The sequence below is a fragment of the Flavobacterium sp. 103 genome (assembly GCF_003096795.1).
Lineage (GTDB): Bacteria > Bacteroidota > Bacteroidia > Flavobacteriales > Flavobacteriaceae > Flavobacterium.
Genome location: NZ_QENX01000001.1, coordinates 3,748,213 through 3,763,356, shown reverse-complemented (window position 1 = coordinate 3,763,356; position 15,144 = coordinate 3,748,213). Strand labels below are relative to the sequence as shown.

Below are 15,144 nucleotides of genomic sequence, written 5' to 3'. Positions count from 1 at the left end.
TAATCTTTATGTCGTACATTTTTTAAAAATTGTCCTAATAAATATCAAACATTAACATAACTTTTGGAATTATAGCTAAATATTCCCATTATTTAATTAGTACTTTTGGACTTGAACTAATACTTACAATTCTATTTTTTTTAGAAATAATAAATCTTGTTATATGCGAAAGCTTTTTTTTAAATCATTTTTAGTTTTAGTCCTTTCTATACAGATAACATACGCTCAAAAGCCTCAAAAACCGAATTCAGCAGAAATCTATAATCAAATTCAGAAGCTTAATTTTCTGGGGACTGTACTTTATATCGCCGCACATCCTGATGACGAAAACACCCGTTTAATTTCATTTATGGCTAATGAAATTCATGCGAGAACTGGCTATTTATCATTAACCAGAGGAGATGGTGGTCAAAACTTAATTGGTCCACAATTACGGGAACTACTTGGTGTCATAAGAACACAAGAACTTCTTGAAGCAAGAAAAATAGATGGTGGCGAACAATTTTTTTCCAGAGCCAATGACTTTGGTTATTCCAAAAACCCGGAAGAAACATTACAGATTTGGGATAAAGAAAAAGTATTGGCAGACCTTGTTTGGACGATTCGCAAATTCCAGCCAGATGTCATCATCAATCGCTTTGACCATCGTTCGCCAGGAACTACTCATGGACATCACACCTCCTCGGCAATGCTGAGTGTAGAAGGTTTTGATTTGGCCAATAATCCTGCTTCTTTTCCGGAACAATTACAACTTGTACAACCTTGGCAACCCAAACGTGTTTTTTTTAATACTTCATGGTGGTTTTATGGTAGCAAAGAAAAATTTGATGCAGCCAATAAATCCAATTTAGTTGCAATTCCAACTGGTGTTTACTACCCTACGCTGGGGAAATCCAATCAGGAAATAGCGGCTTTAAGTCGCAGTAGTCATAAATCACAAGGATTTGGAAGTACCGGGACTCGTGGTGAAGACACCGAATATCTGGAATTTCTAAAAGGTGAACCCTTAAAAGACAAATCATCACTTTTTGAAGGAATCGATACGAGTTGGAACCGTGTAAAAGGCGGAAAAGCAATTGGCGAATTGATTACCGTTATTGCCAATCAATATGATTTTAAAAATCCTTCGGCTAGTATTCCAAACTTAATAAAAGCATATACGATGATTCAAGCCTTGGATGAAAATCATTGGAAAATAGTAAAATCTGAAGAAATAAAAAAAATCATCGCAGCTTGTTCCGGTTTGTATTTGGAAGCTGTTTCCAACTCCCAAGAAGCAACTCCTGGAAGTGTTGTAAAACTGAATTTGGAAGCTATAAATAGAAGTCCAATAGCCATGCAATTAGCAAGTGTTACGACTCTACCCGAGCAAAAAAATACGGTTTTTAACACCGATCTAAAAAACAACACACTACAAAACAGTGCTCTAGATTTACAATTACCTCAATCAATAAACTACACGCAACCTTATTGGTTAAAAGAAAAAGGAACAGTAGGATTGTACACCGTGGAAGATCAAAAAAACATTGGAATTCCTGATATTATTAGAGAAGCTAAAGTTATTTTTAATGTAAAAATTAATGGTGTTGAAATCCCATTCGAAAGAACTATTGTTTACAAATACAATGATGATGTAAAAGGTGAAATGTATAATTTTTTGGATATTGTTCCCGAAGTTACTACGACAATTCAAGATAAAGTATTGCTTTTTCCTGATACCAAACCTAAATATGTTGGCGTAACGATAAAGGCGGGAAAAAATGACCTTAAAGGAAATTTAAAATTGGATTTATCAAAAGATTGGAAAGTTTCTCCCCAATCTATACCTTTTCAATTGGATAAAAAAGGAATGGAACAAACCATTTATTTTGAAGTTTCGCCTCCAGCACAAATGAGCGAAATTGTTGGAAAAAGCATAGCAACTATTGATGGTGTAACATTTGACAAGGAGCAAATCAACATTAATTATGACCATATTACAAAACAACAGATTTTAAAAACTTCTGAGGTAAAGTGCATCCGATTTGATTTGAAAACCAATGAGGAAAAAATTGCCTATATCATGGGAGCAGGTGACGAAGTCCCAAAAAGTTTGACTCAAATGGGTTACAAAGTGACCCTCCTAAAACCGGAAGATATTACTCCCGAGAGACTTGACACTTTTGATGTTGTCATGACTGGTGTGCGTGCTTACAATACTATTGACGCATTGGCAAACAAACAGGATATTTTATTTGATTTTGTAAAAGGCGGAAAAACAATGATTGTACAATACAACACTAACAGGGATTTAATAACATCAAAAATTGCTCCTTATCCATTGACAATTTCTAACGATCGAGTAACTGAAGAAAATGCTGAAGTCCGTTTTCTTGCCCCCAATCATCCTGCATTGAATTATCCAAATACAATTACCCAAAGTGATTTTAAAGGATGGAAACAGGAACAGGGATTGTATTATCCAAAAGAGTTTGACAAAGCCTTCACTCCTATTCTGTCCTCAAACGACAAAGGAGAAAGTCCAAAGAATGGCGCTTTGTTAATTGCTCCGTACGGAAAAGGAAATTATATTTATACAGGTCTGAGTCTTTTTAGAGAATTACCGGAAGGAGTTCCCGGAGCCTATAAATTGTTATCGAATATGATTTCGATAAAATCTTCCGTAAGTATTCCTAACCAAAAAATGAAACCTTAAAAACAAAAAACATGGATTCAAAAAAACCTAAAATCTGGTCAAAAGACTATACCTTAGTCCTGGTTGCCAATGCCCTGTTTATCATTGTTTTTTATTTAATTATGAAATTATACTCTTAACCTATGCAATTATTTGACTGGATTGTACTGATAATAACACTATTATTTATCGTAATTTATGGAGCTTGGAAAACACGGGGCAGTAAAAACGTTGAAGATTACATTCTGGGCAGCAACGAAACTCCATGGTTTACTGTAGGACTTTCGGTTATGGCAACACAGGCCAGCGCCATTACTTTCCTTTCGACTCCAGGACAGGCTTATCATGACGGAATGGGATTTGTGCAATTCTATTTTGGATTACCAATTGCAATGGTAGTAATATGCCTCACTTTTATACCTATTTATCACAAATACAAAGTCTATACTGCTTATGAGTATTTAGAAAAAAGATTTGACCTAAAAACGCGCTCATTAGCCGCAGTTTTGTTTTTGGTCCAAAGAGGTTTAGGAACCGGAATTACCATTTATGCTCCCTCTATAATTTTGTCGGCACTATTGGGTTGGAATCTTACGTACATGAATATCATTATCGGTATTTTGGTTATTATTTACACCTTTTCGGGAGGAACAAAAGCTGTAAATGTCACTCAAAAACAACAAATGTTCGTGATTTTATCTGGGATGCTGATTACTTTTTTTCTTATTCTCGATTATCTGCCTAATGATATGACTTTTGACAATGCTATGCATATTGCAGGAGCCAATCAGAAAATGAATATCGTGAATTTTTCTTTTGATTTAGATGAAAAATACACTTTTTGGAGCGGAATTACAGGTGGTTTCTTTCTTGCCTTAGCCTATTTTGGAACCGATCAATCACAGGTTGGCCGCTATTTGTCTGGAAAATCCGTTCGCGAAAGCCAAATGGGATTAATCATGAACGGACTTTTAAAAGTACCTATGCAATTCTTGATTTTACTAACTGGAGTAATGGTTTTCGTTTTTTTTCAATTCAATGAAACGCCTTTGAACTTTAACCCAAACAATAAAATAACAGTTGAAAATTCAAAATACAAAGGCGAATATCAAAATTTACAAAAAGATTTAAACAAATTATCTGAAGATGAAAAAGTCGTAAATCTATTGTACATAGATCAGCTCAATCAGGATTATGACAATCCTACCCTTCGAAAAGAGTTGGTCGATTTGGCACTCAAAGAAAAAGAATTAAGAGCCAAAGCCAGAGAGATTATTTCAAAAGCAGATAACAAAGCCGAAACAAATGATAAAGATTATGTCTTTTTCTATTTCATACTCCACTATTTGCCCAAAGGTCTAATTGGTTTATTACTGGCGGTAATCATTTCAGCAGCGATGTCTTCTACCGCATCCGGACTAAATGCATTGGCATCAACAACAGCCATTGATATTTACAAACGCAATGTCAAAGAAGAAAAAACTGAAAAACATTATCTGAATGCTTCAAAACTTTTCACACTAATGTGGGGAATCATTGCTATTGCATTTGCCTGCATTGCCACGCTTTTTGAAAATCTAATCCAACTCGTAAACATCATTGGTTCTATATTTTACGGTACTGTTTTAGGGATTTTTCTGGTTGGTTTTTATACCAAAAAAATACGCGGAAAATCAATTTACTACAGTGCAATAATTAGTCAAATAGCCATTTTTATTATATACTATTTCACCAACTTCATTTATCCGAGCGGTGCAGAAAAACTAGGCTATTTATGGCTCAATTTTATAGGAGCCCTCCTCACTATTGTATTATCTTATATGTTGCAAACTACAATATTCAAAACCGAAGAACAAACAACATTGGTAGAAAATATAACGCCATAAAATTATTTATAATACAATCAATATCGAATAAATCCCGTTTCTACATGATTCGGGATTTTTTAGTATAATCATCTGTAGAGAAGCACTGCAGTGTTTCTCTAAAATACAACACATTACAATATTTTCTTAAATTATTTATAAAAAAAATAATACAAATAATACTAAAATATAATTTAAAAAAATCTAAATTTGGCACGTAAATTATAACCAACCATTTAATAATGAAATCAATAAAACTTATTTGCTTAGCCCTATTTTTTCAATTATTTTGCAGTAATACTACTTATGCTCAATTTGGTATTTCAACCGATTTATTAAAACTAGGAGCTTCTAGCCTTGGCATTGATAAGCTATTCAAAAAACCTGCAGCCATAACAACCGCTTTTGAAGATGTAAATAAAGAGGGCTCACAAATGCCTAATTTTTTCAAATTAGAAGTCGCTCAACCATTATATCTATTGCCTAAAGCACCCAATGGAGGATTTGTGCTTTGTGCCGGTTATTATGAAATGACCAATAAAAGTTATTGTTTGCATGCAGGAACATTTGCACCATCAAAAGGAGATGGCTATATGTACGCACCTACCAACGGATCCAAAAAAGAAATTGTTACAGCTATATTAAAAAGTGCTGAAAATCATCCCGAAATACACCAACATGACATCCAAATTTTACTGTGGGCAATCATTGCCAAAACAAAATTCATTGATTTTAGTACTGAAGTAAAACTGACCGCTGTAACCCTACTAACCAAAAAACAATTAATGCAACTGGAAGATGGTGCTCTCGGTTTTTTACCCGATGATGTTATCAATCAAGCCAAAGCAAAACTACCCGAAAGTGTACAAACTGTATTTGAGGCCGAAAACAACATTCGTGGCTTAATAACCTCTGGAAACTATACCTATCAAGAAATGGAAAAGTATGCCATTCTTGCTGGTTTTGCACCGCCAAGAACAGATTATCCTAGTGGTATTTGGACATTGCATCCTGATGGTTATTACGTTCGATATATTCCTTCAGGTTATTCAGTTACCAAAGTTCAAATTTATGTTCCCAAAGAACTTATCATTAGTCTAAAAGGGAAAAGTCTTATTTATGATGCAACCAATGACATTGCATGTCCGGCAAATACAGGTTCTCAAAGATTAGCACAAACCAACGAACCCTTAAATCCAGATTATTCAATTACTCTAAAAACCTTATGTGATGGTGTAAATTAATATCAAAATAATAAAACAGTTTATTAAAAAATCCCGTTTCGCCCTATAGACGAAACGGGATTTTTAATATAATAATTAGTCCGAATGCTGTTTGGTGAGCCTTATTTTTTACTCCACTCCGCAATACTTTCTCTATTCATTTTTACGTAATCTTGATTTTTTGCAGCTTCTGCAGCTACAAGAGATAGATTTGCGGTTTCAATAGCACCTTTTTTGTCTCCTGCTCTTGCTTGAATCAATGATTTTTGGCGAGTGTACCAATACGGTTTTTCAGTACTCAATTCCATAGCTTTATCCATGTAAGACATTGCTTTTGCGTTATCACCATTTGACTGATAAAGGTATTGTGCAGCTGAAAAATAATCAGCAGATGTTGGTCCCGCCAATACTTTTTCAATATTTGCTAATACTTCTTTTTGAGTAGGAACCGTAAATTTCATTGAAACAGAAGAGTTTTCCCAAGCCATATCCAAGGTAGCAGTATCTGCAGTCAAGTTACCAATACCAATTGTGAAAGACTCTACTGATTTTTGCAATGCATCTTCTTTTACCGTAGTTCTCAACACTACATTAGCCTCATTCCATACTTCAGGATTTCCCCAATTGTTTGTGGTAGAATAAAAAATTACTTCCCAGCTTTCTATTTTAGGGATTGTATACAAAGAGTATTTTCCTTTAGGCAAAGTTTTACCATCAATTACTACATCTTCGCTAAAAGATATAGTTGTATTTTCATTGGCACCTGTTCTCCAAACTTTTCCAAAAGGAACTAAATTTCCAAATACCGCTCTTCCTCTTGCTGCTGGTCTGCAATAAACTATTTCTACATCCGTCAATCCAACTGTTTGAAAAACAGTCGCTTTAGGACTAGCTTGAGGAGTTTTCAATTGAGCCTCAGTGATAAAGGGCGCTATAATAAATGCTAAAACAAAAAGTATTTTTTTCATTATTATTGGTTTAAGTGTTTCCTCAAATTTACAAATTCAAAAAGCTTTAAATGTTAATATTTCCTTAATTCAAAAAATAGTTATTATACTGTTTTCTTTAAATTCCATCTCTGCAAAAACAAAAAAAGCAATCCAACAGCAAACTAATAAATCATATAAGCTTTATAAAAAATTATGTAACAACAGAAAAGAGGTTCAAGTTTAAGTTTGTATTGTAATTAAATCAAATTTAATTAATAATGACGTGATTATTTTTAACAATAGTCAACTTTATAAAAAACTACTATCATGGAAAATCAAAAAATAATACTCCAAAAAGTAAAATATCTTTTTTTTAAAAGCATGTTCTACTGTTTTGAAATTCGATATATGTTTAATTTATAAACTCATTAGTACTGTGATACTTTCTCAAAGTTCAATTCATCAAAATGATTCACAACAACATCAGCCAGTGACAAATCCTGATCTTTGGAATGAAAGCTATTATATCCTACACAAAAAATGCCAGCAGCTTTGGCCGCTTTGACACCATTGGTACTGTCCTCAATAACGATGCAGTTTTCTTTTGGAGCAATTGATAAGGAAGCCGCATGGAGGAAAATAGCAGGATGCGGTTTTGATTTAGGAAAATCTTCACCACTTACGATATGCGAAAAATATTGATGCAGATCAAAACGGCGAAAAACTCTGTCAATCGTCACTTTTGAAGCTGATGAAGCCACAATCAATTGCATTCCATTTTGGTGAAAATCTTTAATTAAATTCTCTACTCCTTCCAACAAAGCTAAGTCTTCTTTATTATCAAAAGCATCATTAAAAATGGATCTTTTTCTCAAAATCAAATCTTCCACTTCGTGTTCCAACTGGAAATACTCTTTCAATTTCTGAAAAGTATTGCGAGTCGATAATCCTGTAAAAGAAGTATACATTTCCTCTGGAACCACAATATTCAGTTCGCCAAATTGTTTGTAATAAGCATAACGGTGTACGAGTTCTGTATCTACAATTACACCATCCATGTCGAAAATTACGGTTTGTATCATTTGAAAAATTTTGTTTAAAATTTTGTTTAAAATCGTTTAAAAGTTTAAAATTGTTTGATGAAAATCGTTTAATATGATGTTAAACCTTAAACCATCATAAACTTTTAAACTTTAAACCCTTCCTTCTTTCTTAAGCAAATATCGAATCACTGTTTCGGCAGCATACAAGCCAAATAATCCTGGCATATAACTATTGGTTCCATAAAACGATTTTTTAAAATTGGAACCATCTGTCATGCGCAGACTGGATTCATCTTGAATTTCAGAAGAAAAAACTACTTTCACTTTATTGATTTTCTCTTTCTTTAAACGCTTTCTGATTGTTTTGGCAAAATAGCAATTTACCGTTTTGGCAATATCGGTAACTTTCACTTTGGAAGCTTCCATTTTTCCTCCAGCTCCCATACTGCTTATGATTCGGACCTTTTTTCTTTTGGCAGAAATAATCAAATTCAATTTTGGTGTTACGCTATCAATGCAATCCAAAACATAATCATATTCATTGGTCACAATCTCATAAGCACGCTCTGGCGAAAGAAATTCTTTTAGTCGAATCAAATTCAATTCAGGATTAATATCCATTAATCGATCGCCTACAACGTCTACTTTAGACTGTCCTACTGTAGAATGTAAAGCAGGTAATTGTCTATTTATATTGGTAATATCCACCACATCGCCATCCACAATGGTCATCGTACCCACTCCAGCTCTAGCCAAAAATTCTGCTGCAAAAGAACCTACTCCGCCAAGTCCTACGACCATTACATGAGCATTTTGCAAATTCTGTAATCCTTCTTTTTTAAATAATAGTTCGGCTCTTTCTGTCCACTCTGCCATATCAATTCTTTTTATTTTTATTCTTAAAGTTGCTTTTTAAAAACTGCTGCAAAATTACTCTTTATTTGTTGTTGCAGTTCATCCATATTCCATTTTTTATATCGGGCCGCCAGGGTATACACTTCCTCAATTCCTTCTTCCACTGTATCCGTTTCCAAAAAAAATCGATCATTGGGAATACTTTGAAAAACCGTTTCCAATTCAGGATTACGTAGTAAATATTTCCCGAATGAGATATAAAATCCGTTATTGATGAGTTCTTTGGCCACTTGTTTGTTCTTTGAAAAACCGTGAATCAGCATTGGAACCGTAATTTTTAATCTTTTTTTGAGCGCAATTATCTCTTGAAAAGCAGCCACACAATGAATCACAACAGGTTTATTTTGTTTTTGTGCCAAAAGCAATTGTCTTTCAAAAACCATTTGCTGCAATTCTAACGGAATTTCGATACGTTTGTCCAATCCACATTCGCCTAGAGCGAGACAATTTGAATCCTGTAATTTGCTTTCTATTATTTGCAAATCGGTCTCCAATCTTTCTTCATTGATATACCAGGGGTGAATCCCAATGGAATAATACGGAATCCCAGCATCAAATTCCTGTGGATATTGATTGACGAGTTCCAAGATTGTGTCCTGATTCGTTAACTTGTGGGTATGCAAATTAAAGTAATTCATTAGTCATGAAACTTCTTTACACCTGCTTTGATCTCTATAGACAAATCGTTTTCCAATGGTACTTTTGGGCATGAATATTTATAACTGTATGCACAATAGGGATTGTAAGATTGGTTAAAATCAATAACGATGGTATTTCCGGCTGGAATCTTCAAATCAATGTATTTCCCGCCTATATAACTCTCTTTTCCCGAGGTCAAATCCGAAAACGGCAAAAACAAATGGTCTTTGTATTCTTCTTTTTTGGAAAGTTCAATATTGCGATAAATATTTAGTTTTAACTCTTTTCCTTCTAACTGAAAATGAGCTTCACCGTATTTTACATACATTGGCCTTTTGGTGCCAGTAGTTGGCATCACAAAAGGTTTTTCATTCTCAGTTCTAATGAATTGTGCAACTACAAAGGCTTTCTCATTTATGGGATAAAAATCCAATGTCTTGAAATGGGCCAAATCTTCAGGCAGTAAAGGACTTGTCTTTGCGTCGGAAAATTCTATATTGATATCTTTTTGAAATTTTTCGACAGCTGCTGTATCAAATTTTTCTTGTCCAAAGCCAATATTAAATAATGCTATTAAAACCAAAGTCAGTATAACTCTCATATCCTTAAATTTTAAGCAAAAATAGTTTAAAAATGATATACCATAAAAAAATTAACCGCAAAGAGCGCAAAGAAAGCGCTGGGAACGCAAAGCTTAGCGAACTCTGTGAAATTCTTTGCGTTCTTTGCTGTTAATCATTTAAGTTTTTACCTTTGAAAAAACTCGAAATTTCTAATGCTCAAAACTGCCCTAGGTCGCTACATAAATAATTTTAAAGGATTCACACGCGAAGTTTGGATACTTGCCCTAATCACTTTTATCAATAGAGCCGGTACTATGGTGCTGCCTTTTTTATCCAAATATTTAAAGGAAGATTTGAATTTTACCTATGGCGAAGTGGGATGGATTATGGTTGCTTTTGGATTGGGTTCTATGTTGGGCTCGTGGTTAGGAGGAAAATTGACCGATAAAATTGGGTTTTATAAAATCATGATTTTTAGCCTTTTTACGAGCGGAATCCTATTTATTTTGCTGCAATATATAACAACCTTTTGGGGATTATGCTTTGGGATGTTTGTCATTATGGCTATTTCCGATATGTTTCGTCCTGCCATGTTTGTATCACTGAGCGTATATGCAAAACCCGAGAATCGAGTTCGTGCGCTGTCTTTAATTCGTTTGGCTGTAAATCTAGGCTTTACGGCTGGCCCGGCATTGGGTGGATTGATTATAATAGGAATGGGATACCAAGGCCTATTTTGGGTCGATGGGAGCACCTGCATCATTGCGATTTTGATTTTTGCATTCTACATCAAAGAAAAAAAGAAAATACCTGCTGCCACAGATCATTCGATAACCAAAACAGTTCCAAAATCGGTCTTCAAAGACAAACCTTTTTGGTTACTTCTCTTTATCAGTTTTGTAACTTTCATGGTTTTTCTTCAAATATTTTCGACTTTACCCTTATATCACAGCGAAAAATTCGGACTCAGTGAATTCCAAACCGGAATGTTGCTTTCCATCAACGGACTATTGGTTTTCCTTTTAGAGATGCCGATTGTTAGCAGGTTGGAAAGAAATAAAACTAACAAAATAAAAAGCATTGCAATTGGATCGCTATTCATAACACTTGGATATTACGTTTTGTTACTCGATTCTTGGGTCGGAATCTTAACCATTAGCATCATATTGCTCACCTTTGGAGAAATTTTTTCTTTCCCATTTGTCAATGCCGTTGCCCTCAACCGCGCGCCAAAAGGTCAAGAAGGAAAATATATGGGCTTCTATACCATGAGTTTCAGTCTAGCACATATAGTCAGTTCCAAAACAGGTTTGGAAATCATTGCACATTATAATTATCAAGTCAATTGGTTTATCATGGGAACTTTGGGTGCACTATCCTTCCTTTGCTGTATTTGGCTCAATAAAATTATTCACAAAGAACAAAAATAACATCTACATAATAATTAGGGTGTGTCACCATTATATAAATGGGCCAAATATACAAACCGCCTATTCGGCCCACTTACATAATGCTGTCGGGTCATACGCGCTACTTCGGTAGCTTGCTCCTACCCCTCACACGGTAAACCACAACTATTATATTTCAAAAGATATTTTTTGCTTTTATCGTTTTCTATACATACATCCTAACAGCTTTCCAAAACCTTTTAAGCTAAAAAACACATTCCAATCTCAGTAAAATCAATACAAAACTAAAATTTTAGTTAAATAACTATATTTATAGTTTGTAAACTAGAAATATAGTTGTAAGTTTGTTTCAAATAAAATCATCATGCAAAAACTAACAAACAAAGAAGAAGAAATCATGCACATTTTATGGAAGCTCAAAAAAGCATTCGTAAAAGAAGTGATGGCCGAAATCACCGAAGACCAACCGCATTACAACACCTTATCGACCATTATTCGCAATCTGGAAGAAAAGGGATATGTAAATCACAATGCCTTTGGAAACACGCATCAATATTTCCCAATTGTAAGTATTGAAGATTACCGAAAAGGTTTTATGAGTACCGCTATCGATAATTATTTTAATAGCTCTTATAAAAATATGGTTTCCTTTTTTGCCAAAGAAGAGAAAATATCGGCAGCCGAACTGCGTGAAATCCTATCTATGATCGAACAAAAGCAATAAAAATGGAAACACTATTCATATATATCGCAAAATCGAGCGGACTAATTGGAATGTTCTATATCGCTTATTATTTCCTATTGCGAAAAGAGACTTTTTTTACAGCAAATCGTTGGTTTCTTTTAGCAGGTTTGTTTACATCTGCAATTTTGCCATGGATAGTTTTTACTACAATTGTTTGGGTAGAACCGGCCCCAAGTAATTTTGATTGGTCCAAACTTCCCATCAGACCTGTCCAAGAGGAAAGCTTTGAAATCAATTGGTATCTCGTTTTGGGCGCTGCTTATATAATTGGAATAGTATTGTTTTTAGCCCAGTTTGCATTAGACTTTTATAACCTCAATAATGTTTTAAAAGGAAAAACCATTCATCAACAAGCCGACCATAAATTCATTGACCTCAAAGAAAACATTGCTCCATTTTCTTATTTCAATACCATTGTTTACAACTCATCATTGTACAGCGAGTCTGAAATGGAAAGTATTTTGGAGCATGAAAAAGTGCACAGCGAGCAATACCATACGATAGACGTCCTAATCACGCGTTTCTTTTGCATCCTTTTTTGGTTCAATCCGTTTATTTGGTTGTACAAAAATGTCATTTTACAAAATCTGGAATTCATCGCCGACAGTGAAGCCACCAAAAACATATCTGACAAAAAAGCCTACCAACTCACGCTTTTAAAAATAACAACACACGAGAATTGTGTTGTGCTTACCAATCATTTTTATCAATCATTAATCAAAAAACGAATCGTTATGTTAAACAAAAATCAATCAAAAAAATGGAATTCCTGGAAGTATGCATTGGTACTTCCGGCTTTAATTGCCTTTGTATTTTTATTCCAAATGGAAGTGATTGCAAAGGAAAAAAATGTGAACCCAAAAGTAGAACAATCAGCCTCTGATGATGTAGATGTTTATAAAATCACAAAAAATACTACGGAAGCGGAATTAAAAGAAAAAGCCGAAATTCTAAAAGAAAAATATGGCATACAAACCACATTCTCTAAAATTAAAAGAAACTCAAATAATGAATTAATTGGTTTAAAAATTAAACTGCAAAAAGGAAAAGAAGCAGCCACAGTTACAGAAGTGAATAGCAGCGAACCGATAAAAGATTTTGCAATAGCCATTTCTAAAAATGATAATGGAACCACAAATATTGGAATCGTTACCGAAGAGAACAGAAAGACCGATAAATTAACCCTAAGTAATAACGTAGCATCCCATAATATCAATATTCCTGATGATACCAACATTTTTATTGATGGAGCAAAATCAGATAAAACCGAAATGGATAAATTGGATCCAAAAGATATTGCCACTATGAATGTCATCAAGAATAATGACAAACAAGAAATCAGAATCATTACAAAAAAGTTTGCAAAAATAGGCAGCGAAAATGATATCTATATCAATGATAAAAAAGTAGACCAGAACGAATTAGACAATTTAGACCAAGGAACAATCGAAAGAATGGACGTGAATAAAGACGGGAAAACTATTCGAATTATTACCCGAAATAGAGTTTCTCAGGATATAAATGCACCAGTCCCTCCTACACCACCAACACCTCCTACCCTACCTTCAAAAATTAAAGCTCCTGCTTTTCCAAAAGCGCCAAAAGCACCAAAAGGAGACCCAATAAACGGAGATAAAAAGGCTTGGAAAGATTTCGAAAAGAAAATGGAAGAGTATGACGCCAAAATGAAAAAACTAGAACCTCAAATGGAAGCTTTTGACAAACAAATGGCTGAATTTGACAAACAAATGGAGCCGTTCAATAAACAAATGGAGGCTTTTGATAAACAAATGGAAGTTTATGAAAAACAAATGGAAGAATACCAATCCAAATCAGAAAAAGAAAACAAATAGCGGCGGTATTCACTAAAAATCAATAAAAAAGACGGTCACTCATCAAGACCGTCTTTTTTTATATCTTTGAAAAAAAATCAAGCTATGTTTAAAATCCTTGCCCAAGTCAACAAACTTATTTTACCAAGCTTTACTAAACAAAGATTGGATGTGTCCAAAGCCAAAAAATGGCAAATGGCAATTATTGGCTATCGTTATTATGTTACCACAAGGGCGCTTGGTTAAAATTTTAGAATGCAGAATTAAGAATGCAGAATGCAGATTCTAAATACTGCCTACTGTCACCTATTAATCTGCCTACTGAACACAAAACTAATACGTCATCGCCGCAAAAATCTCGTTTCCTGCAATCTTTTCTCTTCCGTTTAAGAAAGTGATTTCCATTAGGAAATTGCACTGTACAATTACGCCTCCCAATCGTTCCACCAATTCGCAAACCGCTTTTGCTGTTCCACCGGTAGCCAAAACATCATCGTGAATCAAAACTCTATCTCCTTTTTGTATAGCATCGGTATGAATTTCAAGCGTGTCAGTACCATACTCTAAATCATAAGAGGCAGAAATAGTCTCGAAAGGCAATTTATTGGGTTTCCGAACTGGAACAAAACCTACATTCAATTCCTCCGCCAAAAGAATCCCGAAGAAAAAACCTCGACTTTCAACTCCAATTACCTTGTCAATTTTTTTGTCTTTTACTGTAGAAACCAATATTTCCAAGCATTCTTTCCTCGCATTTGCATTAATTAGCAAGGGAGTGATGTCTTTAAACACAATTCCTTCTTTTGGAAAACCCTGAATATCACGTATATATTTTTTCAAGCTCATATTTTTTCATTTTTATACGATTTCATACTTGCAAGATACATATTTATTCCTATATTTGCACCCGCAAACAAGTTCAGTAGACAACATTGTAAACAATGAACAAGTAAGCAAAATGGCCTTGTGGCGCAACTGAATAGCGCACTTGATTACGGCTCAAGAGGTTACTGGTTTGAATCCAGTCAAGGTCACTACAAAAATCCTTAAACACACTGTAAATCAGGAGTTTAAGGTTTTTTTTTATTATGAATAGACCAATAGATACGACAAAATTAATTATTTCGAAATATGAAATTTTCGGGATAAATTAACCCAATTAAATTTCTTGCTTCTGACTAGATACATTTGAGATTGTCAAATTTAAAGTTTAAAATTTACTAATTCTTCTTTTTCCATTCTTCAAAAACGGTCAAATAATCCATATTTGTGAGAGGATAAAGGCCAATAATAATTTTCCTTTTAAA

The 15,144-nt window shown here is 34.1% G+C and carries 13 protein-coding genes and 1 tRNA gene; 8 read left to right on the top strand and 6 right to left on the bottom strand.

The features are described 5' to 3' along the window. Window positions 1–163 precede the first annotated feature (163 nt). From C8C85_RS15975 to C8C85_RS15965, 3 genes are all read left to right on the top strand, one after another. Window positions 164–2,695: a PIG-L family deacetylase gene (locus C8C85_RS15975; RefSeq protein WP_116797963.1), complete on the top strand. Its 2,532-nt coding sequence runs from the start codon at window positions 164–166 to the stop codon at window positions 2,693–2,695. A 122-nt stretch (window positions 2,696–2,817) separates the two neighbouring features. Beyond that, window positions 2,818–4,560 (top strand): sodium:solute symporter family transporter, encoded by a 1,743-nt coding sequence (locus C8C85_RS15970; protein WP_116797962.1) that lies wholly within the window; start codon window positions 2,818–2,820, stop codon window positions 4,558–4,560. 221 nt (window positions 4,561–4,781) lie between these two features. Then, window positions 4,782–5,783: a hypothetical protein gene (locus tag C8C85_RS15965; protein ID WP_116797961.1), complete on the top strand. Its 1,002-nt coding sequence runs from the start codon at window positions 4,782–4,784 to the stop codon at window positions 5,781–5,783. A gap of 101 nt (window positions 5,784–5,884) precedes the next feature. On the opposite strand, the gene C8C85_RS15960 is transcribed toward C8C85_RS15965, so the two are convergent. The 5 genes from C8C85_RS15960 to C8C85_RS15935 all read right to left on the bottom strand — a co-directional run bounded on the left by C8C85_RS15960 (window position 5,885) and on the right by C8C85_RS15935 (window position 9,889). Continuing rightward, complete coding sequence (locus C8C85_RS15960; protein WP_116797960.1) at window positions 5,885–6,730, bottom strand: DUF2911 domain-containing protein; 846 nt, start codon at window positions 6,728–6,730, stop codon at window positions 5,885–5,887. 389 nt (window positions 6,731–7,119) lie between these two features. Further along, the gene (locus tag C8C85_RS15950; RefSeq protein WP_116797958.1) at window positions 7,120–7,773 is read right to left on the bottom strand and encodes an HAD family hydrolase; all 654 of its coding nucleotides are present in this window, start codon (window positions 7,771–7,773) and stop codon (window positions 7,120–7,122) included. A 111-nt stretch (window positions 7,774–7,884) separates the two neighbouring features. Further along, window positions 7,885–8,610, bottom strand: a complete 726-nt coding sequence (locus C8C85_RS15945; RefSeq protein ID WP_116797957.1) for a ThiF family adenylyltransferase — start codon at window positions 8,608–8,610, stop codon at window positions 7,885–7,887. Window positions 8,611–8,633: 23 nt separating this feature from the next. Then, complete coding sequence (locus tag C8C85_RS15940) at window positions 8,634–9,287, bottom strand: TatD family hydrolase (RefSeq protein ID WP_116797956.1); 654 nt, start codon at window positions 9,285–9,287, stop codon at window positions 8,634–8,636. Further along, a complete protein-coding gene (locus C8C85_RS15935; protein ID WP_116797955.1) occupies window positions 9,287–9,889 on the bottom strand; it encodes a DUF1684 domain-containing protein in 603 nt (200 codons plus the stop codon). The genes C8C85_RS15940 and C8C85_RS15935 overlap by 1 nt, the downstream gene beginning before the upstream one ends. 174 nt (window positions 9,890–10,063) lie before the next feature. Here C8C85_RS15935 and C8C85_RS15930 point away from each other — a divergent pair, with 174 nt between their 5' ends. The 4 genes from C8C85_RS15930 to C8C85_RS15915 all read left to right on the top strand — a co-directional run bounded on the left by C8C85_RS15930 (window position 10,064) and on the right by C8C85_RS15915 (window position 14,083). Beyond that, the gene (locus C8C85_RS15930; protein ID WP_116797954.1) at window positions 10,064–11,281 is read left to right on the top strand and encodes an MDR family MFS transporter; all 1,218 of its coding nucleotides are present in this window, start codon (window positions 10,064–10,066) and stop codon (window positions 11,279–11,281) included. A 343-nt stretch (window positions 11,282–11,624) separates the two neighbouring features. Further along, window positions 11,625–11,984 carry a BlaI/MecI/CopY family transcriptional regulator gene (locus tag C8C85_RS15925; RefSeq protein ID WP_116797953.1) on the top strand — a complete coding sequence of 120 codons (360 nt, stop codon included), beginning with the start codon at window positions 11,625–11,627 and terminating at the stop codon, window positions 11,982–11,984. Between the two features lie 2 nt (window positions 11,985–11,986). After that, complete coding sequence (locus C8C85_RS15920) at window positions 11,987–13,858, top strand: M56 family metallopeptidase (protein ID WP_116797952.1); 1,872 nt, start codon at window positions 11,987–11,989, stop codon at window positions 13,856–13,858. Window positions 13,859–13,942: 84 nt separating this feature from the next. Further along, a complete protein-coding gene (locus tag C8C85_RS15915; protein WP_116797951.1) occupies window positions 13,943–14,083 on the top strand; it encodes an SsrA-binding protein in 141 nt (46 codons plus the stop codon). An 87-nt stretch (window positions 14,084–14,170) separates the two neighbouring features. Here C8C85_RS15915 and C8C85_RS15910 read toward each other — a convergent pair whose 3' ends face one another. Beyond that, window positions 14,171–14,683 carry an adenine phosphoribosyltransferase gene (locus C8C85_RS15910; protein ID WP_116797950.1) on the bottom strand — a complete coding sequence of 171 codons (513 nt, stop codon included), beginning with the start codon at window positions 14,681–14,683 and terminating at the stop codon, window positions 14,171–14,173. Window positions 14,684–14,797: 114 nt separating this feature from the next. Here C8C85_RS15910 and C8C85_RS15905 point away from each other — a divergent pair. After that, window positions 14,798–14,871, top strand: a tRNA-Arg gene (locus tag C8C85_RS15905). Window positions 14,872–15,144 lie beyond the last annotated feature (273 nt).

What these genes read in the sequence shown, in the direction of transcription:
- C8C85_RS15975 (WP_116797963.1), top strand. Translation starts at nt 164, where the DNA reads ATGCGAAAGCTTTTTTTTAAATCATTTTTAGTTTTAGTCCTTTCTATA.
- C8C85_RS15970 (WP_116797962.1), top strand. Translation starts at nt 2,818, where the DNA reads ATGCAATTATTTGACTGGATTGTACTGATAATAACACTATTATTTATC.
- C8C85_RS15965 (WP_116797961.1), top strand. Translation starts at nt 4,782, where the DNA reads ATGAAATCAATAAAACTTATTTGCTTAGCCCTATTTTTTCAATTATTT.
- C8C85_RS15960 (WP_116797960.1), bottom strand. Translation starts at nt 6,730, where the DNA reads ATGAAAAAAATACTTTTTGTTTTAGCATTTATTATAGCGCCCTTTATC.
- C8C85_RS15950 (WP_116797958.1), bottom strand. Translation starts at nt 7,773, where the DNA reads ATGATACAAACCGTAATTTTCGACATGGATGGTGTAATTGTAGATACA.
- C8C85_RS15945 (WP_116797957.1), bottom strand. Translation starts at nt 8,610, where the DNA reads ATGGCAGAGTGGACAGAAAGAGCCGAACTATTATTTAAAAAAGAAGGA.
- C8C85_RS15940 (WP_116797956.1), bottom strand. Translation starts at nt 9,287, where the DNA reads ATGAATTACTTTAATTTGCATACCCACAAGTTAACGAATCAGGACACA.
- C8C85_RS15935 (WP_116797955.1), bottom strand. Translation starts at nt 9,889, where the DNA reads ATGAGAGTTATACTGACTTTGGTTTTAATAGCATTATTTAATATTGGC.
- C8C85_RS15930 (WP_116797954.1), top strand. Translation starts at nt 10,064, where the DNA reads ATGCTCAAAACTGCCCTAGGTCGCTACATAAATAATTTTAAAGGATTC.
- C8C85_RS15925 (WP_116797953.1), top strand. Translation starts at nt 11,625, where the DNA reads ATGCAAAAACTAACAAACAAAGAAGAAGAAATCATGCACATTTTATGG.
- C8C85_RS15920 (WP_116797952.1), top strand. Translation starts at nt 11,987, where the DNA reads ATGGAAACACTATTCATATATATCGCAAAATCGAGCGGACTAATTGGA.
- C8C85_RS15915 (WP_116797951.1), top strand. Translation starts at nt 13,943, where the DNA reads ATGTTTAAAATCCTTGCCCAAGTCAACAAACTTATTTTACCAAGCTTT.
- C8C85_RS15910 (WP_116797950.1), bottom strand. Translation starts at nt 14,683, where the DNA reads ATGAGCTTGAAAAAATATATACGTGATATTCAGGGTTTTCCAAAAGAA.